Raw genomic sequence first — 25,190 nt, forward strand, 5'->3', positions numbered from 1 at the left:
AAAGGACGGGCGCGAGGTGTGCGCCCGTGAAATAAATCGTAGATGTGCGATTAATCGCGTTTTACGCCACCGCGCAGCAGGCCTGATGCACCATCAGAGTAATCACGCGGCATTTGAATCGGTGCCTGATCGTTACCGGCTTCAGACTCCGCCAGACGGTTGCGGAACGGGTTGGTGTCACCGCTCAGTTCCGGCAGTAGGCTGCTGGAGCTTTTTGCCATGTGCTGATAAAGCTGACGGTAATCGGTCGCCATATTGTCCAGCAGTTCGGCGCTACGGGCAAAGTGGCTGACCAGCTCTTCACGATACTCTTCCAGCTCAGCTTTGTTCTTTTCCAGTTCATACTGCAGCGACTGTTGCTGACGCAATTTGCGATTACCAAAACGCATGGCCACGGCACCGATGGCGATACCGACGACTAAACCAATTAGCGCATATTCCCAGGTCATGAACTTCTCCCGTTGTCTTGTTGTTCCGTAGGGTAGTGGCTCGGCTCCTGCCTGTGCCTGATTATGCCACTATAACCGCTATTTCTTCAGAAGTGGAATCCTGACGCATCATCGCGTACTGTAGAACGGCCTTTTTTTCGCCAGTCGCGCCCGCTGGTGAGGTTTAATTGAAGGAATAACAACAAGATTATGCAAAATCTGTCCCCCACATCGCGTTACAAACAGGCCCTTGATGAGGGCACTCATCAGCCCGACGACGTTCAGCGTGAAGCCGTTAATCGCCTGAATGTGATCTACCAGGAGTTGACTCAGCAGATGCCCGCCCCCGCACAGAGCGGCGGACTGAAAGCGGCATTTGGCCGATTGTTGGGAAAAAAAGAGCCACAGACCGCAGCGCCCGTTCGCGGCTTATATATGTGGGGCGGCGTGGGCCGGGGGAAAACCTGGCTGATGGACATGTTTTATCAGAGCCTGCCGGGCACGCGTAAACAGCGTCTGCACTTCCACCGCTTTATGCTGCGCGTCCACGAAGAGCTTAACGCGCTGCAAGGTCATACCGATCCGCTGGATATCATCGCCGAGCGTTTTAAAGCCGAAACCGACGTTTTGTGTTTCGATGAGTTTTTCGTCTCGGATATCACCGACGCCATGCTGCTGGGCGGCCTGATGAAAGCGCTGTTTGCGCGGGGCATTACGCTGGTGGCGACGTCTAACATTCCGCCGGACGATCTCTATCGCAACGGTTTGCAGCGCGCGCGTTTCCTGCCGGCAATCGAGGCGATCAAAGAACACTGCGACATTATGAATGTCGATGCGGGCGTAGATTATCGTCTGCGCACGCTGACCCAGGCGCATCTGTGGCTCTCACCCTTAGATGAAGAGACGCGCGGTAAGATGAACAATCTCTGGCTGGCTCTGGCGGGCGCCAGGCGCGTTACAGCCCCAGAGCTGGAAATTAATCATCGTCCTCTGCCAACCCTGGGGGTTGAAAACCAGACGCTGGCGGTTTCGTTTGCCACGCTGTGCGTCGATGCCCGCAGCCAGCACGACTACATTGCGCTCTCGCGTCTGTTTCATACGGTAATGCTGTTTGATGTGCCGGTGATGACGCCGCTGATGGAGAGTGAAGCCCGCCGCTTTATCGCACTGGTAGATGAGTTTTACGAACGCCATGTGAAGCTGGTGGTGAGTGCCGCCGTGCCGCTCTATGAGATCTACCAGGGCGAGCGGCTGAAGTTTGAATTCCAGCGTTGTTTGTCGCGTTTGCAGGAAATGCAGAGCGAAGAGTATTTGAAACGCGCGCACATGCCGTAAATGCCGCACCGTGCCGCAGGCCGGGGAAGGCGTTGTCGCCACCCGGCAATTCCCCAGCGAAAACCTTGCGACTAATCACATTTAAGGGTCGATCTTTGACCTCGACTTCTCTATAATCTTGCGACCCCACGTTACGAGAAGGTTTTTTTCCCAAAACTTTCTATGTGCTGGCACAGGCTATTCGAAGGGGTAGGTTTGCCGGACTTTGTCGTGTGAGCCTCAACTGACTAAACGTTTGGGTGTTCACCAACGTGTAACTTATTATTTGGGTAAGCTTTTAATGAAAACTTTTACAGCTAAACCAGAAACCGTAAAACGCGACTGGTATGTTGTTGACGCGACCGGTAAAACTCTGGGTCGTCTTGCTTCCGAACTGGCTCGTCGCCTGCGCGGTAAGCACAAAGCGGAATACACTCCGCACGTTGATACTGGTGATTACATCATCGTTCTGAACGCAGAAAAAGTTGCTGTAACCGGCAACAAGCGCGAAGACAAAATGTATTACCACCACACCGGCCACATCGGTGGTATCAAAGAAGCGACCTTTGAAGAGATGATTGCCCGCCGTCCTGAGCGTGTGATTGAAATCGCGGTTAAAGGCATGCTGCCAAAAGGCCCGCTGGGTCGTGCTATGTACCGTAAACTGAAAGTTTACGCAGGCAACGAGCACAACCACGCGGCACAGCAACCGCAAGTTCTTGACATCTAATCGGGATTATAGGCAATGGCTGAAAATCAATACTACGGCACTGGTCGCCGCAAAAGCTCCGCCGCTCGCGTGTTCATCAAACCGGGCAGTGGTAAAATCGTAATCAACCAACGTTCTCTGGAACAGTACTTCGGTCGTGAAACTGCCCGCATGGTAGTTCGTCAGCCGCTGGAACTGGTTGATATGGTTGAGAAATTCGATCTGTACATCACCGTTAAAGGTGGTGGTACTTCTGGTCAGGCTGGTGCGATCCGTCACGGTATCACCCGCGCTCTGATGGAGTACGACGAGTCCCTGCGTGGCGAACTGCGTAAAGCTGGCTTCGTTACTCGTGATGCTCGTGAAGTTGAACGTAAGAAAGTCGGCCTGCGTAAAGCACGTCGTCGTCCTCAGTTCTCCAAACGTTAATCTATTTTCTGCTTCGGCAGAAAGATTGGCGAAAAACCCGCTTCGGCGGGTTTTTTTTATGGATAATCCGACGGTTATCCACAGTATTTATTTGATTATCAGCTCTTTTTCAGCATTTCCAGAATCCCCTCACCACAAACCCTGCAAAATCTGGTAAACTATCATCCAATTTTCTGCCCAAATGTCAGTGAATACACCACTTTTGTTCGATTTTTGAGCGATTGAGTTTGTTCCTGGGATGGGTAACAAATCATCTGGCTGGCCCACGGGCCGGTAGCAGTAATATTCTGAATATACCTGGAGGTTTTCATGGCTGTCGCTGCCAACAAACGTTCGGTAATGACGCTGTTTTCTGGTCCTACTGACATTTATAGCCATCAGGTTCGTATCGTGCTGGCCGAGAAAGGTGTCAGTTTTGAGATCGAGCATGTGGAAAAGGATAACCCACCTCAGGATCTGATCGATCTCAACCCGAACCAGAGCGTACCAACGCTGGTGGATCGCGAGCTGACCCTGTGGGAATCCCGCATCATTATGGAATATCTGGATGAGCGATTCCCTCATCCGCCGCTGATGCCGGTTTATCCGGTTGCGCGTGGTGAAAGCCGCCTGTACATGCAGCGTATCGAGAAAGACTGGTACACCCTGATGAACGTCATTGTGAACGGTTCATCCTCAGAAGCAGACGCTGCCCGTAAGCAACTGCGTGAAGAACTGCTGGCCATTGCGCCGGTATTCGGTCAAAAGCCGTTCTTCCTGAGCGACGAGTTCAGTCTGGTAGATTGCTACCTGGCTCCGCTGCTGTGGCGTCTGCAGGCTCTGGGCGTAGAGTTCAGCGGTCCTGGCGCGAAAGAGCTGAAAGGCTACATGACTCGCGTATTTGAGCGCGACTCTTTCCTTGCTTCTCTGACAGAACCGGAACGCGAAATGCGTCTTGGTCGAGGTTAACGATTGTGGAAATGTCACAGCTATCTCCACGCCGTCCGTATCTGCTGCGTGCCTTCTATGAATGGCTGCTGGACAACCAGCTTACGCCGCACCTGGTAGTGGATGTGACGTTGCCGGGCGTGAGCGTTCCGATGGAATACGCGCGTGATGGTCAGATCGTTTTGAACATCGCGCCACGCGCGGTGGGTAATCTTGAGCTGGCAAACGACGAAGTGCGCTTCAACGCGCGTTTCGGCGGCGTACCGCGTCAGGTCTCTGTTCCGCTCGCTGCCGTGCTGGCAGTCTATGCGCGTGAAAACGGTGCAGGTACGATGTTTGAGCCGGAAGCGGCGTATGACGAAGATGTCGCCAGCCTCAACGATGAAGACGGTTCTACCGCCAGCGAAAGCGAAACGGTGATGTCCATTATCGACGGCGATAAGCCCGATCACGACAATGACAACGACCCTGATGACGATCCGCCGCCGCGCGGTGGCCGTCCAGCGTTACGCGTTGTGAAATAATTGAACAGGCCCGATGGGCCTGTTTTGCTATTCAGGGCTTTTCGCCCAGCCAAAAATCCTGTGTTATGATGAGTCGTTGTCACTGATTGTCACTCTTCTGACCCGAGTCTTTATGAAACCATTTGATCTTCAGGCGGAAAATTCAACCGAAACCCTTGGTCGCAGTTTGCGTCGTCGCCCGCTGGCGCGTAAAAAACTTTCCGATATGGTGGAAGAAGAGCTGGAGCAGATGATCCGTCGTCAGGAGTTTGCCCAGGGCGAACAACTCCCTTCCGAGCGTGAGCTGATGGAGTTCTTCAACGTGGGCCGCCCATCGGTACGTGAAGCGCTGGCCGCCCTGAAGCGAAAAGGCCTGGTGCAAATCAACAACGGCGAACGCGCCCGCGTCTCGATGCCTTCGGCCGATACCATCATTAGTGAACTCTCCGGCATGGCGAAAGATTTCCTCACCCAGCCGGGCGGCATTACCCACTTTGAACAGCTGCGTCTGTTTTTCGAATCCAGCCTGGTGCGTTACGCGGCAGAATACGCCACGGACGAACAGGTTGAGCGCCTGTCGAAAGCGCTGGAAATTAACAGCCAGTCCCTCAGCGATAACGCGCTTTTCATCCGCTCGGATGTCGATTTCCACCGTGTGCTGGCGGAGATCCCCGGCAACCCAATCTTTATGGCGATCCACGTCGCACTGCTCGACTGGCTGATAGCCGCTCGTCCGAAAGTCTCCGACGCTGAGCTGTACCAGCACAACGATGTCAGCTATCAGCAGCATATTGCTATTGTTGACGCCATCCGCCGCCGCGATCCTGATGAAGCCGATCGGGCGCTGCAAACCCATCTCAACAGCGTTTCCGCAACCTGGCACGCATTCGGCCAGGGATCCCAAAAGAAAAAATAACGATCCTTTAGTGAAGCAGATCGCAATATAAGCGTTCTGTATGGGGTGCTGCTTATTTGATCTGGTATAACAGGTATAAAGGTATATCAAAAAGCAGATCAATAACCACTTGAGGTATCTATGGCAAAGCAATTACGTGGCGTGATGGCCGCACTCCTGACTCCGTTTAATTCACAGCAGGCGCTGGATAAAGAAAGTCTGCGCCGCCTGGTGCAGTTCAACATTCAACAGGGAATCGACGGTCTGTATGTCGGCGGCTCAACGGGTGAAGCCTTCGTACAAAGCCTCGCCGAGCGCGAGCAGGTGCTGGAGATCGTGGCGGAAGAGGCGAAGGGCAAAGTGACGCTGATCGCCCATGTCGGCTGCGTCAGCACAGCGGAAAGCCAGCAGCTCGCGGCGGCGGCAAGCCGGATCGGCTTCGACGCTGTGTCGGCGGTCACACCCTTCTACTATCCCTTCAGCTTCGAAGAACATTGTGACCACTACCGTGCAATCATTGATTCATCGGATGGATTGCCGATGGTGGTGTACAACATCCCGGCGCTGAGCGGCGTGAAGTTATCCCTCGATCAAATCAATACGCTGGTGACGCTGCCGGGTGTAGGTGCCCTGAAACAGACCTCTGGCGATCTCTTCCAGATGGAGCAGATCCGCCGGGCGCATCCGGATCTGGTGCTTTATAACGGCTACGACGAGATCTTCGCTTCCGGTTTACTGGCAGGCGCAGACGGCGGGATCGGCAGCACTTACAACATCATGGGCGCGCGCTATCAGGCGATCGCCAAAGCGATCCGCGAAGGGGACAACGCAACCGCGCAGCATCTGCAAAGCGAGTGCAACAAGGTTATCGATCTGCTGATTAAAGTCGGCGTGTTCCGTGGCCTGAAAACCGTCCTGCACTACATGGACGTGGTCTCCGTTCCGCTATGCCGTAAGCCTTTTGCTCCGGTGGCAGAGCAGTATCTGCCGGAGCTGAAGACCCTCGCAGAACAGCTGCTGGCTGAGAACCGCTAATGCATTGCCGGATAAGCGAAGCGCATCCGGCAAAGACAAAACACGATATGTAAGCCGGATGGTGAACCCGCCATCCGGCAATACGACAAAAAATCGTCGGGAGAGTGTTATGAGTATTTCTACCCAAAGCATCCCGTGGTACCGCCATCTGACCCGCCCACAGTGGCGCGCATTCTCCGCCGCCTGGCTGGGGTATTTGCTTGATGGCTTTGATTTTGTATTGATGGCGTTGGTATTAACAGAAGTCAAAAGTGAATTTGGTTTAACGACGGTCGAAGCAGCCAGCCTGATTTCGGCCGCCTTTATCTCGCGCTGGTTTGGCGGCTTGCTGCTGGGCGCGATGGGCGATCGCTACGGTCGCAAACTGGCCATGATCACCAGTATCGTTCTCTTCTCCTGTGGCACGCTGGCATGCGGATTTGCGCCAGGCTACGTCACCATGTTTATTGCCCGTATGGTGATCGGCATGGGTATGGCGGGCGAATACGGCTCCAGTGCAACCTATGTGATTGAAAGCTGGCCGAAGCATCTGCGTAATAAAGCCAGCGGCTTTTTAATCTCCGGTTTTTCTGTCGGTGCCGTGGTTGCGGCGCAGGTTTACAGCGTGGTTGTTCCCGCGTGGGGCTGGCGAGCGCTGTTCCTTATCGGTATTTTGCCAATCATTTTCGCCCTGTGGCTGCGTAAAAATATCCCGGAAGCGGAAGACTGGAAAGCGAAGCACGAAGGCAAAGCGCCGGTGCGCACGATGGTCGACATTCTCTATCGCGGCAAGCACCGCCTGATCAATATCGTCATGACGCTATTTGCTGGTATCGCGCTATGGTTCTGCTTTGCCGGTGAGCTAAACAACGCCGGGCTGGTGGTGATTCTTGGGCTGTTATGCGCCTGCGTCTTTATCAGCTTTATGGTGCAAAGCAGCGGTAAGCGCTGGCCGACGGGTGTCACCCTGATGGTCGTGGTGCTCTTTGCATTCCTCTACTCGTGGCCTATTCAGGCGCTGCTGCCCACTTATCTGAAAACGGATCTGGCGTACGATCCGATGACGGTCGCCCATGTGCTGTTCTTTAGCGGCTTTGGTGCGGCGGTGGGCTGCTGCGTCGGCGGCTTCCTCGGCGACTGGCTGGGCACCCGCAGAGCGTACGTTTGCAGCCTGCTGGCCTCTCAGCTGCTGATTATTCCGGTGTTCGCCATCGGCGGGTCAAATATTTGGGTGCTGGGCCTGCTGCTCTTCTTCCAGCAGATGCTGGGGCAGGGGATTTCCGGGATTTTACCGAAGCTGATTGGTGGCTATTTCGATACGGATCAGCGTGCTGCCGGGCTGGGCTTTACCTACAACGTCGGCGCCCTGGGCGGCGCGATTGCCCCGATTATCGGCGCTCTGCTGGCACAGCGGCTTGAGCTGGGTACCGCGCTGGGAACCCTGTCATTCGGCCTGACGTTTGTGGTGATCCTGTTGATTGGTCTGGATATGCCATCCCGCGTGCAGCGCTGGATCCGTCCGGAAGCCCTGCGTACTCACGATGCTATCGACGGTAAACCTTTCAGCGGCGCCGTTCCATTTGGCAGTATTAAAAACGAGCGTGAGGCGGTGAAATGACGACGCTGGCGATCGATATTGGCGGCACCAAACTGGCCGCTGCGCTGATCGACGATGACTTTCAGATCCGCGAGCGGCGCGAACAGCCGACACCTGCCAGCAAAACGCCGGACGCCCTGCGCGCAGCGCTAAAATCGCTGGTGGAACCGATAATGTCAGCGGCGCAGCGGGTGGCAATCGCCTCAACGGGAATTATCCGCGAAGGCACGTTGCTGTCGATTAATCCTCACAATCTTGGCGGCCTGCTGCATTTCCCGCTGGTACAGACGCTGGAGTCGATAACCGGACTGCCCGCAATGGCGGTGAATGATGCGCAGGCTGCGGCGTGGGCGGAGTACCATGCGCCTGGCATCAATGCGCCGGATATGGTTTTCATCACCGTCTCTACAGGGGTCGGCGGGGGCGTGGTACTTAATGGCAAGTTGCAGACGGGGGCGGGCGGGCTTGCCGGGCATCTGGGGCATACGCTGGCCGATCCTCAGGGTCCAGTCTGCGGCTGCGGTCGTACAGGGTGTGTGGAAGCGATTGCCTCCGGACGGGCGATTGCTGCCCGGGCGCAGGGCGAGCTGGCGGGTCTCGATGCGAAGGCGATCTTCGACCATGCGCAGCGCGGGCATCAGCCCGCCCGCGCGCTGGTCGCTCATTCGGCCCAAACGCTGGCGCGACTCATCGCCGATGTCAAAGCAGTAAAGGATTGTCAGACCGTTGTCGTTGGTGGCAGCGTCGGGCTGGCTGAGGGATATTTATCGCAGGTCGCTGAGTTTCTTGCGCAGGAGCCTGCGGTTTATCACGTCGAACTTCGCCCGGCGTATTATCGCCACGATGCCGGTTTGCTGGGCGCGGCAAGACTGGCTACAGGAGCAACATCATGATGATGGGCAAAGCGAGCGCGCTGCCGGGATTACATCCCGTGCTGGCGGAGGCGCTGACACAGGCCATCGCGGCCTGGCCGCAGGACAAAGCGCCGGGGCGTTATGAACTGCAAGGCGACGATATCTTTATGAACGTGATGACGTTCGCCACGCAGGAACCAGAGCAGAAAAAAGCGGAGCTGCACGAGCAGTATATCGATATCCAGCTGTTGCTGGCGGGCGACGAACGCATCCTGTACGGCGTAGCTGGCTCTGCGCGACAGTGCGAGGAAAGGCATATTGAGGAGGATTATCAGCTGTGTAGCGTCATTGAAGGTGTGCAGCAGCTTGATTTGAAACCCGGTATGTACGCCATCTTTATGCCCGGCGAACCGCATAAACCAGGGTGTAGAGTGAAGGAAATTGAAGAGATTAAGAAAGTGGTGGTGAAAGTGCGCGCCAGTTTGGTCGGCGCATAAAAAAAACCGGATGGCATCGCCATCCGGTTCGCTTTTACACTTCCAGGTAGTTCATGATCCCATCCGCCGCTTTACGGCCTTCGGCAATTGCTGTAACCACCAGATCGGAACCGCGAACGATATCGCCGCCGGCGAAGATTTTCGGGTTGCTGGTCTGGAAGGCGTTTTCGCTACCTTCTGGCGCAATCACGCGGCCCTGGGAATCCAGCTCAACGCTGTGTTTCGCCAGCCACTCCATGCTGTGAGGGCGGAAACCAAATGCCATCACGACCGCATCTGCCGGAACCACATGCTCGGAGCCTGCCACGATTTCTGCGCGACGACGGCCTTTGGCATCCGGTGCACCCATTTCGGTACGCGCCATCTTCACGCCGCTGACTTTGCCGTTTGCATTCACTTCGATGCCTAATGGCTGAACGTTGAACTGGAACTCAACGCCCTCTTCACGCGCGTTTTTCACTTCGCGTTTCGAGCCAGGCATGTTCTCTTCGTCACGACGGTAGGCACAGATAACGTGCGTCGCGTTCTGACGGATTGAGGTACGCACGCAGTCCATCGCGGTATCACCGCCGCCCAGCACCACCACGCGTTTGCCTTCCATCGTGACGTACGGCTCAGCAGGGGTTTCACCGAAGCCCATCATCTGCTTGGTGTTGGCAATCAGGAACGGCAGGGCGTCAAACACGCCCGGAGCGTCTTCGTTTTCCAGCCCACCGCGCATCGACTGATAGGTGCCGACGCCGAGGAACACGGCATCGTAATCCTTCAGCAGATCGTCGATCTGGATATCACGGCCGACTTCGATGTTCAGTTTGAACTCAATACCCATGTCGGTGAAGATTTCGCGACGACGGGTCATGACCTCTTTTTCCAGCTTAAAGGCCGGAATACCGAAGGTCAGCAGCCCGCCGATCTCCGGATGACGATCGAACACCACGGCTTTGACGCCGTTGCGGGTCAGCACGTCGGCACATGCCAGACCTGCCGGACCTGCGCCGATGATCGCCACGCGTTTGTCCGTTTGACGCACGCCGGTCATGTCCGGACGCCAGCCCATCTCAAACGCTTTATCGTTGATATAGCGCTCGATGTTACCGATGGTCACCGCGCCAAACTCGTCGTTCAGCGTACAAGAACCTTCGCACAGACGATCCTGCGGACACACGCGGCCACATACTTCCGGCAGGGTGTTGGTCTGGTGCGACAGCTCGGCGGCCTCGAAAATACGCCCTTCGTTGGCCAGCTTCAGCCAGTTCGGAATGTAGTTGTGGACCGGGCATTTCCATTCGCAGTACGGGTTGCCGCAGGACAGGCAGCGATCTGCCTGCGCCTTGGCCTGGCCTTCTGAAAACGGCTCGTAAATTTCAACAAATTCAATTTTACGGATCTTCAGCGGTTTCTTTGGCGGATCAACGCGCTGCAGGTCGATAAACTGGTATACGTTCTGGCTCATTGCTACCCCTTACTGCGCCTGCACACGCAGCTCTGCTGCGCTACGACTACGGTGACCCAACAGTGCTTTAACATCGCTGGACTTCGGTTTAACCAACGCGAATTTCGCCGAGAATGCTGGCCAGTTCGCCAGGATCTCTTCGCCGCGCGAAGAACCGGTATGCTGCACATGCTCGGTAATCAGACCGCGCAGATGTTCCTCGTGGATCGCCAGTGTTTCAACGTCCAGCACTTCTACCAGTTCCGGGTTAACGCGTTTACGGAACTCACCGTCTTCGTCCAGGACATAGGCGAAACCGCCCGTCATGCCTGCGCCGAAGTTCACGCCGGTTTTGCCCATTACGCAGACAATCCCGCCGGTCATGTATTCACAGCCGTTATCGCCGATACCTTCAACCACCGTGATGGCACCGGAGTTACGTACTGCAAAACGCTCGCCCGCACGGCCTGCGGCAAACAGACGTCCGCCCGTCGCGCCATACAGACAGGTGTTACCGATGATGCTCGCTTCGTGGCTGCGGAACGCAGAACCAACCGGAGGACGCACCGCCAGCAGACCGCCCGCCATGCCTTTGCCAACGTAGTCATTGGCATCGCCGGTCAGGTACAGCTCAACGCCGCCGGCGTTCCAGACGCCGAAGCTCTGACCCGCCGTACCGCTGAAGTGCGCGGTAATGGGATCGGCAGCCAGCCCCTGATCGCCATGGGTTTGCGCGATATAGCCAGAGAGCGTAGCGCCTACGGAGCGGTCGGTGTTGCGAATATCAAACCAGAACGTTTTGCTCTGTTTGTCATCAACATACGATTTCGCCTGCTGCAGCAGCTGCGCGTTCAGCACGCCATTGTCGAACGGCGGGTTGTTCTCGGTGCAGTAAACGGCTTTGCCTGCGTGCGGCTCAGCGGTTTCCAGCAGACGGGACAGCTCCAGTTTCTGTTGCTTGGCGGTAAACCCTTCCAGCTCTTTCAGCAGGTCGGTACGGCCAATCAGATCGACCAGACGCTTCACACCCAGCTGTGCCATCAGCTCGCGAGTTTCGCGGGCGATGAATTCAAAGTAGTTAGTCACTTTGAACGGCAGACCGTGGTAATGGTTCTTACGCAGTTTTTCGTCCTGAGTTGCCACACCGGTAGCGCAGTTATTCAGGTGACAAATACGCAGGTATTTACAGCCCAGCGCCACCATTGGCCCGGTGCCAAAGCCGAAGCTTTCTGCGCCGAGAATCGCGGCTTTGATGATGTCGAGACCGGTTTTCAGGCCGCCATCCACCTGCAGACGGATCTTGTGACGCAGACCGTTAGCCACCAGCGCCTGTTGCGTTTCCACAAGGCCCAGCTCCCACGGACAACCCGCGTATTTCACGGAGGAGAGTGGGCTTGCGCCTGTCCCGCCGTCATAACCTGCGATGGTGATCAGGTCCGCGTAGGCTTTTGCCACACCGGTGGCGATCGTGCCCACGCCCGGTTCGGAAACCAGCTTCACGGAGATCATCGCTTTCGGGTTGACCTGTTTCAGGTCAAAAATCAACTGCGCCAAATCCTCGATAGAGTAAATATCGTGGTGCGGCGGAGGAGAGATCAGCGTTACGCCCGGGACGGAGTAGCGCAGTTTGGCGATGTACGGCGTGACTTTATCACCCGGTAACTGACCGCCTTCGCCCGGCTTCGCACCCTGCGCGACTTTAATCTGAATCACGTCGGCGTTGACCAGGTACGCTGGCGTCACGCCAAAGCGACCAGAAGCCACCTGCTTAATGCGCGATACTTTATTGGTGCCGTAACGTGCAGGATCTTCACCGCCTTCGCCGGAGTTCGAGTTACCGCCGATGCTGTTCATCGCTTCGGCCAGCGCTTCGTGGGCTTCCGGGCTGAGTGCGCCAATGGACATCGCCGCAGTATCAAAGCGTTTATACAGTTCGCTGGCCGGTTCAACGTCATCAATGCTGACGGTTTCGCCGTTTGGATTCACCGCCAGCAGATCGCGCAGCGTGGCCGCCGGGCGCTCGTTAACCAGTCTGGAATACTGCTGATAATCGCTGTATTCGCCGCTCTGAACCGCCTGTTGCAGGGTGCGCACCACGTCCGGATTGTAAGCGTGGTATTCGCCGCCGTGAACGTATTTCAGCAGACCGCCTTGATCCAGCGGTTTGCGCGCCAGCCATGCGCGTTTGGACAGGTTCAGCAGGTCCTGCTGGAAGTCAGAGAATCCGGCACCGCCGATACGGCTGATCACGCCCTGGAAGCAGAGATCTGCGACATCATCGTGCAGACCGACCGCTTCGAACAGTTTCGAGCAGCGGTAAGAGGCGATGGTCGAGATGCCCATTTTGGACATGATCTTGTACAGACCTTTGTTGATGCCGTTACGGTAGTTCAGCATCACGGTACGGTAATCTTTCTCGATGGCATGGCCGTCGACCAGTTTCGCCAGCGTTTCGTAAGCCAGGTACGGATAGATAGCCGTCGCACCGAAGCCCAGCAGCACGGCGAAGTGGTGCGGGTCACGGGCGCTTGCCGTTTCAACAATGATGTTGGCGTCGCAGCGCAGGCTCTTATCCACCAGGCGGGTCTGAATGGCGCCCACCGCCATCGGAGCCGGAACCGGCAGACGGTTTTTAGCGATGTTACGGTCAGACAGCACCAGCAGAACGGTGCCGTTACGAACCATCTGCTCGGCCTTATCACACAGGGCTTTCACCGTCTCTTCGAGGCTCGCTTCGGTCACGTCGAAAGTAATATCGAGCGTGTCGGCGCGGTAGTGCTCCTCAGTCATGGTGGTGAGCTGTTTGAAATCGGAGTACAGCAGAATCGGCGACTTAAAGCTCAGGCGGTGCGCCTGGCCTTCGGCTTCGCAGAAGACGTTCATCTCGCGACCGATACTGGTGGCCAGCGACATCACGTGCGCTTCGCGCAGCGGATCGATTGGCGGGTTGGTCACCTGCGCAAACTGCTGGCGGAAATAATCGTAAATGATGCGTGGCTGGCTGGAGAGCACGGCAAACGGGGTATCATCACCCATTGAGCCGACCGCTTCCTGGCCATTTTCGCCGAGGACGCGGATAACAGAATCCAGCTCTTCAGCGCTGTAATTAAACTGTTTCTGGTAGCTGGCGAGGGTATCGTCGTCCAGCTCGCGGCTGCCGACTTCTTCGTTCGACAGGTCTTCGAACGGCACCAGACGGCGGACGTTTGTCTCCATCCACTCTTTGTACGGATGACGGCTTTTCAGATCGTCATCGGTTTCCGCCGAGTGCAGAATGCGCCCGCTGCGGGTGTCGATAACCATCAGTTCGCCAGGGCCGACGCGGCCTTTTTCGACCACTTCGTCAGGCTGGTAATCCCAGATCCCCACTTCGGACGCGCAGGTGATCAGCTTGTCTTTGGTGATAACGTAGCGCGCCGGGCGCAGACCGTTACGGTCGAGGTTACAGGCGGCGTAGCGCCCATCGGACATAACGATGCCTGCCGGGCCGTCCCACGGCTCCATGTGCATGGAGTTAAAGTCGAAGAACGCGCGCAGGTCCGGGTCCATATCCGGGTTGTTCTGCCAGGCTGGCGGAACAAGCAGACGCATTGCACGTACGATATCCATCCCGCCTGCCAGCAGCAGTTCGAGCATGTTATCCATCGAGCTAGAGTCAGAGCCGGTTTCGTTGACGAACGGGGCGGCGTCATGCAGATCCGGGATCAGCGGAGTCTGGAATTTATAGGTACGCGCGCGCGCCCACTGGCGGTTACCGGTGATGGTGTTGATCTCACCGTTGTGCGCCAGATAGCGGAAAGGCTGAGCCAGCGGCCAGCGTGGAACAGTGTTGGTGGAGAAGCGCTGGTGGAAGAGGCAAATGGCCGATTCCAGACGCAGGTCCGCGAGGTCCAGGTAGAAGCGCGGCAGGTCAGCCGGCATACACAGACCTTTATAGATGTTCACCAGGTTCGAGAGGCTACAGACGTAGAACTCTTTATCGTCCTGCAAACGTTTTTCGATGCGGCGACGGGCAATAAACAGGCGGCGTTCCATATCGCGCGGACGCCAGCCCGCAGGCGCATTCACAAAAATCTGTTCGATACGTGGCAGCGAGGAGAGGGCGATTTCACCGAGCACCCCTTCGTTGGTTGGCACATTGCGCCAGCCGACAATCGACAGGGTTTCGCGTTGAAGTTCTTCTTCGACGATGCGGCGTGAGGCGGCAGCTTTTTCAGGATCCTGATTCAGGAACAGCATGCCGACAGCGTAGTTTTTGGCTAAACGCCAGCCGCGCTCTTGCGCAACGATCCGGAAGAAACGATCCGGTTTTTGTAGCAGCAAGCCACAACCATCGCCGGTTTTACCATCAGCGAGGATTGCACCACGGTGCTGCATACGGGCCAGTGCGTGTATAGCGGTACGCACTACCTTGTGGCTAGGTTCGCCTTCTATGTGGGCGATCAGGCCGAAACCACAGTTATCCTTCTCAAGGGATTTATCGTACAACATATCAGTGAACCTCCCCAGGCTCTTCGGGACTCCCCACTGAACCGTGGCGCACAGGCACAGAAAGAGCGCGGCGACGGGGTTTGCGTTTCATACGCGCACCTCGCATTCGCCCTCTTCATTTCCTTTTCGCACAGGTCAAACAAGTTTGAGGACTTGCTTCAGAGGGAATCTCAATTACTGCATAAATATGATAAGCAGGCTGCTTATCCAGAAAGCTTCCAGCGGATTTCCAACTTATCGGGAATTGATACACAGGTCAAATGGCAATCTTATTTATACAAAAATGTGCTAAAGGTGAGTTATTTCTTTGAATATAAAAGAGATTTAATCGGTTTTGCAGCCGCAAAAGAGAGGGGGAAGGCGCGAGGGAGTGTGATCTGACTCACTATCTGAAAGCGGTATTATCCCTTTAGCGTGCTGAAGTGCGGGTTTTTTGCAGGATAATAATCTGGTACGGGCGATCAAGTTGCATAATCGCACTGTTTTACTGCCAGGGGGCGATAAGTGAAAAAATCCCCGCGAACATAAGGAAAAGTAATTGCCTGGGTGATGAATGAAATTGCAGTAATAGTGAGTTTTTATTCAAATGAATAATAGCCGTCCTGGGCGATTGATCCAGGTCATCGCCGACAGAGGCTAAAAATGGCAGGCTTGTCCCCTTTCTCCGGGACGGTCTATCAGATTATGCAGTTACAGAAATTAGTCAACATGTTTGGTGGGGATCTTTCACGCCGCTACGGACAAAAGGTTCACAAGCTCACGCTGCACGGCGGATTTAGCTGCCCTAATCGCGATGGCACCATCGGGCGTGGCGGCTGTACTTTCTGTAATGTGGCTTCTTTTGCCGATGAGGCGCAGCAGCATAACTCTATCACCGAGCAGCTTTCCCATCAGGCGAGTCTGGTTAACCGCGCAAAACAGTATCTGGCCTACTTCCAGGCCTACACCAGCACCTTTGCAGAAGTGCAGGTGCTGCGCTCCATGTATCAGCAGGCCGTAAGCCAGGCGAATATCGTCGGGCTTTGTGTCGGTACGCGCCCGGACTGCGTACCTGAAGCCGTACTGGATTTACTGAGCGAATATAAAGATCTGGGCTACGAAATCTGGCTGGAGCTGGGATTGCAGACCGCGCACGAAAAAACCCTGCATCGGATTAACCGTGGTCATGATTTTGCCTGTTACCAGAAAACCACCCGGCTGGCGCGGGAGCGCGGTTTAAAGGTCTGTTCGCATCTGATTGTCGGCCTGCCGGGAGAAGGGCAGCAGCACGGTCTGGAAACCCTGGAAAGAGTTGTAGAGACGGGCGTGGATGGCATTAAGCTCCACCCGCTGCATATTGTAACCGGAAGCACCATGGCAAAAGCCTGGGAAGCCGGGCGGTTAAATGGCATTGCGCTGGACGAATACACCGTGACGGCAGGAGAGATGATCCGCCACACGCCGCCGGAGGTGATTTACCACCGCATCTCTGCCAGCGCACGCCGCCCAACGCTTCTCGCGCCGCTGTGGTGCGAGAACCGCTGGACGGGGATGGTCGAACTGGATCGTTATCTGAACCAGCACGGTGTGCAAGGCTCTGCGTTGGGTACGCCGTGGATCTCCCCGCTACCGACGTCGTCCACCCAGTAAACTCCCCAGCATGCCGCGCACAATCTGATTCGTCACCTGCCGCGCGGCGCTTTTAGCCATAGTCTGCACCACACCATCGCGTTTACCGCCGCGTGGGCCAGTGCTGCCAAAGAGAATATCTTTCAGCCCGCCGAGAATGCCGTCGTCAACGGCAACGTCACTCCCTTTAGCCGCTGGAGCTTGCTGCTTCTCGGTACTCGTCTGAACCCCTTTTTGCAGCATCTCAAACGCGGACTCCCGATCCACTTCATCCTCGTATTTGCCGTAAACAGGCGAGTGGTTGATCAGCGCGTTACGCTCGTCGTCCGTCACCGGCCCCATGCGAGAGAACGGCGCGATAACCATTGCGCGTTCGACGACGGACGGGCTGCCTTTGGCATCAAGGAATGAGATGAGCGCTTCCCCGGTGCCGAGCGCCTGAATCGCCTCTTCCGTATCAAACGCAGGATTCGCGCGCATGGTTTGCGCCGCCGCTTTAACCGCTTTTTGATCTTTCGGAGTAAAAGCACGCAGCGCGTGCTGCACGCGATTCCCGAGCTGGCCCAGCACGTTATCGGGAATGTCGGAAGGGTTCTGCGAGACAAAATAGACGCCCACACCTTTGGAACGGATCAGACGAATCACCTGTTCGATTTTATCCAGCAGGACCTGTGGGGCGTCGCTGAACAGCAGATGCGCTTCGTCAAAGAAGAACACAATCTTGGGTTTCTCCAGATCGCCCGCTTCCGGTAGCTGTTCATAGAGTTCTGAAAGCATCCACAGCAGACTGGCGGCGTAGAGTTTCGGCATCTGATAGAGCTTTTCGGCGCTCAGGATGTTGATGATCCCTTTGCCGTTACTGTCGGTACGCATCCAGTCTTTGATATCCAGCATGGGTTCGCCGAAGAAGTGCTCTGCGCCCTGCTGCTCAAGGGTGAGTAATCCGCGCTGAATAGCGCCCACCGAAGCGGGGCTGATATTTCCGTACTGGTTCTGGAAGGATTTGGCGTTATCGCCAATGTACTGGGTAATCGCGCGCAGATCTTTAAAATCAAGCAGCAGCAAGCCCTGATCGTCGGCAATGCGGAAAATGATATTCAACACGCCGAACTGGACGTCGTTAAGATTAAGAAGCCGTGCCAGCAGCAGCGGGCCGAGATCCGAGACGGTCGCGCGCACGGGGTGGCCTTTCTCACCGAAAATATCCCACACCACCACAGGATTCGCCTGCGGCTGCCAGTCGGTCACGCCGATGTTTTTCAGCCGCTCAAGCAGTTTTTCTGACGATGTTCCCTTCTGGGCGATGCCGGTTAAATCGCCTTTCACGTCAGCCATAAAGACCGGCACGCCAATACTGGAAAAAGACTCCGCCAGTTTTTGCAGAGTCACGGTTTTCCCCGTCCCGGTGGCACCGGTAATCAGCCCGTGGCGGTTCGCCATTCCGGGCAACAGGAACAACTCTTTATCCAGCGTCCGGGCAATCAGCAGTGGTGTACTCATGGTGCGCTTCCTCTCTTTGTCCTGCGTCGAGTATAGGCAACCTGACGGCAATTTGACTCAGTAAATTCCTGACTTTGCGGCGCATTACCCAGCGCGGACTATGCTTTTGCATACGATTCACAAAAAGTTGGAAAGCTATGTCCAGATTCTTTTTTAATGACCGCAAACAGCTGGTCAATGACGCCATTGAAGGCATACTGATCTCCGCGCCACACGGCAATTTGGTCAAACTCGATATCGATCCGGCCATCCGCGTGGTCGCGCGCAGTGACTGGGATAAAAGCCGGGTGGCGGTGATTTCCGGTGGGGGTTCCGGCCACGAACCGGCGCATGCCGGATTTGTCGGCAAAGGGATGTTAACCGCTGCGGTGTGCGGGGATCTGTTTGCGTCCCCGAGCGTCGACGCGGTGCTGAATGCCATCGTGGCAGTGACGGGTGATCGTGGTTGCCTGCTGATCGTTAAAAATTACACCGGCGATCGTCTGAACTTCGGCCTCGCAGCGGAAAAGGCCAAACGCTACGGACTGAAAGTCGAGATGGTGATTGTGGCCGATGACATCGCGCTTCCTGACAACAAACAGCCGCGCGGCATTGCGGGTACCGCGCTGGTCCACAAAATTGCAGGTTTTGCAGCCGAAAAAGGGAAATCGCTGAGTGAAGTCCGGGATATTGCGCAACAGGCCTGCGAAAACCTGTGGAGCCTGGGTGTGGCGATGCAGACCTGCAATCTGCCGGGAAGCGATGACGAAGAGGGACGCATTAAGCAAGGGCATGTCGAGTTGGGTCTGGGCATTCACGGCGAGCCGGGGGCGTCGGTGCTGGATACGCAAAACAGCAAAGCCATTATCGACAAGCTGATCGCGCCGCTCAAAGAGAAGGCGGGGGACGGGCGTTTTGCGGTGCTGATTAACAATCTCGGCGGCGTGTCTGCGCTGGAAATGGCGCTGCTGACGAAAGAGCTGGCGCATTCGGCGCTGCAGGATCAGATTGCGTATCTCATCGGCCCCGCACCGCTGGTAAGCTCGCTGGACATGAAGGGCTTTTCTCTGTCGCTGCTCAGGCTAAACGAGACCTTTGAACGGGCGATTAATGAGCCTGTCGAGACCATCGGCTGGCAAAAACCAGTGGCGTTTGCGCCGCTGCGCACGTTGCCGCATACGGCTATACAGGATCGCGTGGACTATGCACCTTCTGACAACGCACAGGTGGCGGCTTTGGTTGGGGCGACGACGCAAACGCTGGTCGATCTGGAGAATCGCCTGAATGCGCTGGATGCAAAAGTGGGTGACGGCGATACGGGTTCGACCTTTGCGCAAGGCGCGCGGGACATTGCGCAGTTATTGCAAGAGAAGCAGCTACCGCTGAACGACGTCCCGAAACTGCTGCTGTTGACGGGCGAGCGACTGGCAACGGTGATGGGCGGATCGAGCGGGGTGTTGATGTCGATCTTCTTTACTGCTGCCGGGCAAGCGCTTCACGACGGCAAACCGCTGGCGGATGCTCTCCTCAGTGGGCTTGCGCAAATGAAGCAGTACGGCGGGGCGGATCTCGGCGATCGCACGTTGATCGATGCGCTGCAACCGGCGCTGGAAGCGTTGCAGAAGAGCGACATCCAGGCTGCTGCACAGGCGGCGAAGAAAGGGGCCGACGCGACGGCCAGTATGCAAAAGGCTGGCGCGGGGCGTTCGTCGTATGTGAATAAAGAGAATCTGGACGGGGTGACGGACCCAGGGGCGGTGGCTGTTGCGGAAGTTTTTGCGGCGCTCGCGCGGTAGTGTGAAATGTGCCGGGTGGCGGCTGCCTTACCCGGCCAACGATTCAGTGTTGTCGGCCCGGCAAGCAAAACGCTACCGGGCGATTAATGTCAGAAGTCCGCTTTCAACACCACGCGATAACGGGCTTTACCGTCACGCACATGCTGGATGGCTTCGTTGATTTTCGACATCGGGTAGAGTTCGGTAGTTGGCGCTACTTTGGTGCGTCCCGCGAATTTCATTAGTTTGCGTAATTCAAACGGGGTACCGGTCGCAGAGCCGGAAATGCTGCGATCGCCGCCAATCAGGGTGAATGCCGGAACCGGAAGCGGCTTCAGTACCGCACCGACGGTGTGGAAATTCCCGCCGTATGCCAGCGCTTCAAAGTACGGCTGCCAGTCGAGATCGACATTGACGGTGTTGATGATCAGATCGAACTGACCGGCCAGCGCTTTCAGCAGTTCCGGATCGCGGCTGTTGACCACTTTATCCGCCCCATCGCCAGCACTTCTTTCTCTTTCGCCGGATTGGAGCTAAAGGCAGTCACTTCGCAGCCCATCGCGTGCAGTAATTTGATAGCGATATGGCCTAAACCGCCGATCCCAATCACGCCGACGCGGCTGGTGGCAGTGACGTGATGCATCAGAAGTGGTTTGAAAACGGTGATACCGCCGCACAGTAGCGGGCCGGCGGATTCGATATCAATGCTGTCGGGCAACGGGATAACCCACTGCCAGTCGGCGCGAAGTTTGTCGGCGAAACCGCCTTTATTGAGGATGGTAGGAACTGCGCCTTCCAGACAGTTGATCTGGTTGCCGCTAATACAGGCATCGCAATGGCCGCAGCTACGAGCGGTCCAGCCAATGCCGACGCGCTGGCCCACTTTCAGCCCTTTGTCCTGCGCTGCTGTACCCAGTGCCACCACGCGGCCAATCACTTCGTGACCGGCAACCAGCGGATAGCTTGAAATGCCCCATTCATTGTCGATCATCGACAGGTCTGAGTGGCAGATCCCGCAATAATCGACCTGGACTTCGACGTCTTCTGCTTTCAGCTCGCCCGCATCGTATTCGTACAGTTCAAGGTCTGCACCTGCCTGCGGCGCGGCATAGCTTTTTATCTTCGACATCGTCTTTCCCCCGTTTTGGTGTGAACTGAGAGTGTAGAGCATTCAGTTTACGGCTGCTTAACAGAAGAGGGCAGGAAGGAGATTTACAGAATTTTCAGCATCCTGACTTCGCAATCGACATGCCCGGTACAGCCCAGCGGCGCATCAATATGTTCAAAACCCAGGTGCTCATATAAGCCGATGGCTTCTTTGAGGAAGGCGGTCGTTTCGAGGTAGCAACGTTTAAAACCTTGCGCGCGTGCGTGATCGAGAGCAAGCAGCGCCAGCTTTTTCGCCAGGCCTTGTCCGCGCACGTTCGACAGGAAATACATCTTTTGCAGCTCGCAGATATCTGGCTCGCTGCAGCTCAGTGGCGCGACACCGCCTCCACCGACAACTTTGCCGTTCTGTTCAATCACCCAGTAGGCATGGCCCGGCTGGCTGTAAAGTTGAAATAGCTCGTCCAGGTTGGGGTCGGCGACGGTATAGCCTTTATCGGCCGTCAGGCCGTACTCCGCCGACACTTCACGGATAACCGCAGCGATCCCGGCATTGTCTTGCTCAGTGATCCGGCGCATGGCCGCTGCGACGGGGGTAATCACGCTCATAGCATTACTCATGACAAAAATTGACACACAGTTGCAGTTAATAGCACCACAGAAAGGGGAGTGCAAGCGAGGATAATTCAGGGAGGATACCCCTTGCCTGCGATCAGGCAAGGGGTAGAGGAATTACAGCGCGGCGATAACGGCCTGCTGCTCGATCAGTTTCGCTTTTGCATCGGCGAAGGCGACCAGACGTTCACGCTCTTTCGCGATAACCGCTTCAGGGGCGCGTGCGACAAAGCCTTCGTTAGCCAGCTTGCTCTCGATTTTTCCGATTTCCAGTTCGACTTTGGCCACTTCTTTTGCCAGACGAGCCAGTTCGGTCTCTTTATCGATCAGGCCCGCCATTGGGATCAGCAGCTCGGCGCCTTCGATGATTTTAGTCACGGAGACCGGACCTTTGTCATCAGCTGGCAGCACGGTGATGCTTTCCAGACGCGCCATGTTTTGCAGGAAGCTACTGTTCTCAGTCACACGACGAATCGCCGTCTCGCTGCAACCGCGCAGCAGCAGTTCCAGTGGTTTGCCTGGAGAGATGTTCATCTCTGCGCGAATGTTACGGATTGCCACAATCGCCAGTTTCAGCCATTCGGTATCGGAAGCGGCTGCTTCATCTACCTGTGCGGCGTCGAATTCCGGGAACGGCTGCAGCATGATGGTGTCGGCAGTGATGCCTTTGATGACCTTCACACGCTGCCAGATGGTCTCGGTGATGAACGGGATGATTGGGTGCGCGAGACGCAGCAAACCTTCCAGAACGGTAATCAGCGTGTTGCGCGTGCCGCGCAGCTCCGCTTCATTGCCGCCATTCATTACTGGCTTGGTCAGCTCCAGATACCAGTCGCAGAACTGGTTCCAGGTGAACTCATACAGAATGCCTGCTGCGATATCAAAGCGATAGGTATCCAGCGCTTCACGGTACGCTTTGATGGTCTGGTTGAATTCCGCCAGAATCCAGCGATCCGCCAGAGACAGAGTCATTTCGCCGCCGTTGAAGCCGCAATCCTGATCTTCGGTGTTCATCAGCACGAAGCGGCTGGCGTTCCACAGCTTGTTACAGAAGTTGCGGTAACCTTCCAGACGTTTCATGTCCCAGTTGATATCGCGACCGGTAGAGGCCAGCGCTGCCAGGGTGAAACGCAGGGCGTCGGTGCCGTGCGGCTCGATACCGTCCGGGAATTGCTTCTCGGTGCGCTTGCGAATTTTCTCTGCCAGCTGCGGTTGCATCATGTTGCCGGTACGTTTCTCCAGCAGATCTGCCAGCGAAATCCCGTCAACCATATCCAGTGGGTCAATAACGTTACCCTTGGATTTGGACATCTTCTGGCCTTCGTCGTCACGAATCAGACCGGTCATGTAGACGGTATGGAACGGAACCTGCGGCTTGCCATTCTCATCTTTGATGAAGTGCATGGTCATCATGATCATGCGGGCAATCCAGAAGAAGATGATGTCGAAGCCGGAGACCATCACGCTGGTCGGGTGGAACTGACGCAGGGCATCGGTGTTTTCCGGCCAGCCGAGAGTGGAGAAGGTCCACAGGGCGGAGGAGAACCACGTGTCCAGGACGTCTTCGTCCTGGCGCAGGGCCACGTCAGCGCCCAGATTATTTTCCTGACGCACTTCTTCTTCGGTGCGGCCAACGAACACGTTGCCGTCGTTATCATACCAGGCCGGGATACGGTGACCCCACCACAGCTGACGAGAGATACACCAGTCCTGAATATCGCGCATCCAGGAGAAGTACATGTTTTCATACTGTTTTGGTACGAACTGGATATCACCGTTCTCAACCGCTTCGACAGCCGGTTTCGCCAGGATATCGGCACGCACGTACCACTGGTCGGTCAGCATCGGCTCGATGACCACGCCACCACGGTCGCCGTAAGGAACGGTCAGATCGTGAGGTTTGATCTCTTCCAGCAGGCCGAGCGCGTCAATGGCCGCAACCACCGCTTTACGCGCAGCAAAACGTTCCAGTTTCTGGAATTCAGCCGGGATTTCAGAGGAGTAAACGTCAGACTCTTCGCCTTTGGTGTCATACACTTCCGCGCTTTCACGGATATCGCCGTCAAAGGTCAGAATGTTAATCATCGGCAGGGCGTGACGACGGCCAACTTCATAGTCATTGAAATCGTGTGCCGGGGTGATTTTCACACAGCCGGTGCCTTTTTCCATATCGGCGTGCTCGTCGCCAAGAATTGGAATACGGCGGTTCACCAGCGGCAGAACCACAAATTTACCGATCAGATCTTTGTAACGCGGATCTTCCGGGTTAACGGCCACGCCGGTATCGCCCAGCAGGGTTTCTGGACGCGTCGTCGCAACCACCAGGTAATCTTTACCGTCTGCGGTTTTTGCGCCATCGGCCAGCGGATAGCGGATGTGCCACATGGAGCCTTTCGACTCGCGGTTTTCCACTTCCAGATCGGAGATCGCAGTGCGCAGTTTCGGGTCCCAGTTCACCAGGCGTTTGCCACGGTAAATCAGGTCCTCTTTGTACAGACGGACGAAAACTTCTTTCACGGCGTTGGAAAGGCCTTCATCCATGGTGAAGCGCTCGCGCTCCCAGTCCACGGAGTTGCCGAGACGACGCATCTGACGGGTAATGGTGCCGCCAGATTCGGCTTTCCACTGCCAGATTTTGTCGATGAACGCGTCGCGACCGTAGTCGTGGCGGGTTTTACCTTCTTCAGCGGCAATCTTACGCTCAACCACCATTTGGGTCGCAATGCCCGCGTGGTCAGTCCCGGCCTGCCACAGGGTGTTTTTGCCCTGCATGCGCTGGTAACGGATCATGGTATCCATGATGGTTTGCTGGAAGGCATGACCCATATGCAAACTGCCGGTGACGTTCGGCGGCGGGATCATGATGCAGAAGGACTCTTTGCTTTCATCGCCGTTAGGCTTGAAATAGCCCTGCTCTTCCCAGTGCTCGTAAAGCGGCTGTTCGATATCTCGTGGGTTGTATGTCTTTTCCATTATTTCCAGGTTGCCGTATTCAGGTTAAAACCGGCCAGGCGGTACGCTTTGTAGCGTTCGCGCGCCAGTTGTTTCAGAGAATCTTCGTGAGGGACAAAGTCTACCACTTCTGTGAAAGCGGTGGCAAAATCTGCAAAGCCGATACGTAGGCTGATCAGAATATCGCGCGCGCTGCTGTTACGCTTTTGTGGCCAGGCAATCTCCACCGGTGCGCCACCGCGCGGCCCTTCTCCCGACAAATTATGCGGAACAAAACCTTCGGGTGGCCTTGCCCACAGCGCTTCGTCAAGACGAATCGCCTGCGCTTCATCTTCACAGGCAATCAGGACGCGTTTACCGCTGCGCCAACGTTCTGCGGCAATTTCACACACCAGTTGCTCAACGGCGCTTAAGCCATCGACGGTGTTATCGTTGTCCAGAAGGTAGAACGTCGCATTCTTCATAATATGGGGCTTCTTTGGGTGGATTTAAACGCAAAGCCGGGGGTTACCCGGCCAGCGTACACCTTGTAGGTCCGGCAAGCCTGACGCCGCCGGACAACGG

The 25,190-nt window shown here is 56.1% G+C and carries 19 protein-coding genes and 1 pseudogene; 12 read left to right on the plus strand and 8 right to left on the minus strand.

Annotated features, from left to right (window positions below; translation table 11 throughout):
- Positions 1-50: 50 nt before the first annotated feature.
- Positions 51-449 carry a Z-ring associated protein ZapG gene (gene zapG, locus DAI21_RS07035; RefSeq protein WP_100778701.1) on the minus strand — a complete coding sequence of 133 codons (399 nt, stop codon included), beginning with the start codon at positions 447-449 and terminating at the stop codon, positions 51-53.
- Between the two features lie 189 nt (positions 450-638).
- On the opposite strand from zapG, the gene zapE reads away from it, so the two are divergent.
- The 10 genes from zapE (at position 639) to nanQ (ending at position 9,167) form a co-directional block, all read left to right on the plus strand.
- Positions 639-1,763 (plus strand): cell division protein ZapE, encoded by a 1,125-nt coding sequence (zapE, locus tag DAI21_RS07040; protein WP_107702753.1) that lies wholly within the window; start codon positions 639-641, stop codon positions 1,761-1,763.
- Positions 1,764-2,043: 280 nt separating this feature from the next.
- On the plus strand, positions 2,044-2,472 hold the full coding sequence (gene rplM, locus DAI21_RS07050) for a 50S ribosomal protein L13 (protein WP_004868222.1): 429 nt from the start codon (positions 2,044-2,046) through the stop codon (positions 2,470-2,472).
- A 15-nt stretch (positions 2,473-2,487) separates the two neighbouring features.
- Positions 2,488-2,880 carry a 30S ribosomal protein S9 gene (gene rpsI, locus DAI21_RS07055; RefSeq protein WP_064543072.1) on the plus strand — a complete coding sequence of 131 codons (393 nt, stop codon included), beginning with the start codon at positions 2,488-2,490 and terminating at the stop codon, positions 2,878-2,880.
- A gap of 309 nt (positions 2,881-3,189) precedes the next feature.
- A complete protein-coding gene (gene sspA / locus DAI21_RS07065; RefSeq protein WP_100778703.1) occupies positions 3,190-3,828 on the plus strand; it encodes a stringent starvation protein SspA in 639 nt (212 codons plus the stop codon).
- 5 nt (positions 3,829-3,833) lie between these two features.
- Complete coding sequence (sspB, locus tag DAI21_RS07070) at positions 3,834-4,331, plus strand: ClpXP protease specificity-enhancing factor (protein WP_100778704.1); 498 nt, start codon at positions 3,834-3,836, stop codon at positions 4,329-4,331.
- 112 nt (positions 4,332-4,443) lie between these two features.
- The gene (nanR, locus tag DAI21_RS07075; protein WP_100780809.1) at positions 4,444-5,226 is read left to right on the plus strand and encodes a transcriptional regulator NanR; all 783 of its coding nucleotides are present in this window, start codon (positions 4,444-4,446) and stop codon (positions 5,224-5,226) included.
- 120 nt (positions 5,227-5,346) lie between these two features.
- Complete coding sequence (gene nanA / locus DAI21_RS07080; protein ID WP_107702754.1) at positions 5,347-6,240, plus strand: N-acetylneuraminate lyase; 894 nt, start codon at positions 5,347-5,349, stop codon at positions 6,238-6,240.
- Between the two features lie 109 nt (positions 6,241-6,349).
- Positions 6,350-7,837 (plus strand): MFS transporter, encoded by a 1,488-nt coding sequence (locus tag DAI21_RS07085; RefSeq protein ID WP_100778706.1) that lies wholly within the window; start codon positions 6,350-6,352, stop codon positions 7,835-7,837.
- Positions 7,834-8,709 (plus strand): N-acetylmannosamine kinase, encoded by an 876-nt coding sequence (locus tag DAI21_RS07090; protein WP_107702755.1) that lies wholly within the window; start codon positions 7,834-7,836, stop codon positions 8,707-8,709. Before DAI21_RS07085 ends, DAI21_RS07090 begins: the two co-directional genes overlap by 4 nt.
- Positions 8,706-9,167, plus strand: coding sequence for an N-acetylneuraminate anomerase (nanQ, locus tag DAI21_RS07095; protein WP_107702756.1), 462 nt, complete (start codon positions 8,706-8,708; stop codon positions 9,165-9,167). Before DAI21_RS07090 ends, nanQ begins: the two co-directional genes overlap by 4 nt.
- A 34-nt stretch (positions 9,168-9,201) precedes the next feature.
- On the opposite strand, the gene DAI21_RS07100 is transcribed toward nanQ, so the two are convergent.
- Positions 9,202-10,620, minus strand: a complete 1,419-nt coding sequence (locus DAI21_RS07100; RefSeq protein WP_102105504.1) for a glutamate synthase small subunit — start codon at positions 10,618-10,620, stop codon at positions 9,202-9,204.
- A gap of 9 nt (positions 10,621-10,629) precedes the next feature.
- Entirely contained in the window at positions 10,630-15,090 is a 4,461-nt protein-coding gene (gene gltB / locus DAI21_RS07105; protein ID WP_100778710.1) for a glutamate synthase large subunit, read from the minus strand.
- A gap of 684 nt (positions 15,091-15,774) precedes the next feature.
- Here gltB and DAI21_RS07115 point away from each other — a divergent pair.
- Entirely contained in the window at positions 15,775-16,719 is a 945-nt protein-coding gene (locus DAI21_RS07115; protein ID WP_107704224.1) for a TIGR01212 family radical SAM protein, read from the plus strand.
- On the opposite strand, the gene DAI21_RS07120 is transcribed toward DAI21_RS07115, so the two are convergent.
- The gene (locus DAI21_RS07120; protein WP_107702757.1) at positions 16,696-18,198 is read right to left on the minus strand and encodes a helicase HerA-like C-terminal domain-containing protein; all 1,503 of its coding nucleotides are present in this window, start codon (positions 18,196-18,198) and stop codon (positions 16,696-16,698) included. The genes DAI21_RS07115 and DAI21_RS07120 overlap by 24 nt on opposite strands.
- Before the next feature lie 137 nt (positions 18,199-18,335).
- Between DAI21_RS07120 and DAI21_RS07125 the strand changes: the two genes are divergently transcribed.
- Complete coding sequence (locus DAI21_RS07125) at positions 18,336-19,973, plus strand: dihydroxyacetone kinase subunit DhaK (protein WP_107702758.1); 1,638 nt, start codon at positions 18,336-18,338, stop codon at positions 19,971-19,973.
- Positions 19,974-20,062: 89 nt separating this feature from the next.
- On the opposite strand, the pseudogene DAI21_RS07130 reads toward DAI21_RS07125, so the two are convergent.
- From DAI21_RS07130 to holC, 4 genes and pseudogenes are all read right to left on the minus strand, one after another.
- Positions 20,063-21,081: pseudogene (locus tag DAI21_RS07130) on the minus strand (NAD(P)-dependent alcohol dehydrogenase).
- A gap of 83 nt (positions 21,082-21,164) precedes the next feature.
- Entirely contained in the window at positions 21,165-21,668 is a 504-nt protein-coding gene (locus DAI21_RS07135) for a GNAT family N-acetyltransferase (protein WP_107702759.1), read from the minus strand.
- Positions 21,669-21,791: 123 nt separating this feature from the next.
- Positions 21,792-24,647, minus strand: coding sequence for a valine--tRNA ligase (locus DAI21_RS07140; RefSeq protein WP_102105497.1), 2,856 nt, complete (start codon positions 24,645-24,647; stop codon positions 21,792-21,794).
- Positions 24,647-25,090 carry a DNA polymerase III subunit chi gene (gene holC / locus DAI21_RS07145; protein WP_100778716.1) on the minus strand — a complete coding sequence of 148 codons (444 nt, stop codon included), beginning with the start codon at positions 25,088-25,090 and terminating at the stop codon, positions 24,647-24,649. The genes DAI21_RS07140 and holC overlap by 1 nt, the downstream gene beginning before the upstream one ends.
- Positions 25,091-25,190: the final 100 nt, after the last annotated feature.

Origin of the sequence: Lelliottia sp. WB101 (assembly GCF_003051885.1) — a bacterium.
Taxonomy (GTDB): domain Bacteria; phylum Pseudomonadota; class Gammaproteobacteria; order Enterobacterales; family Enterobacteriaceae; genus Enterobacter; species Enterobacter nimipressuralis.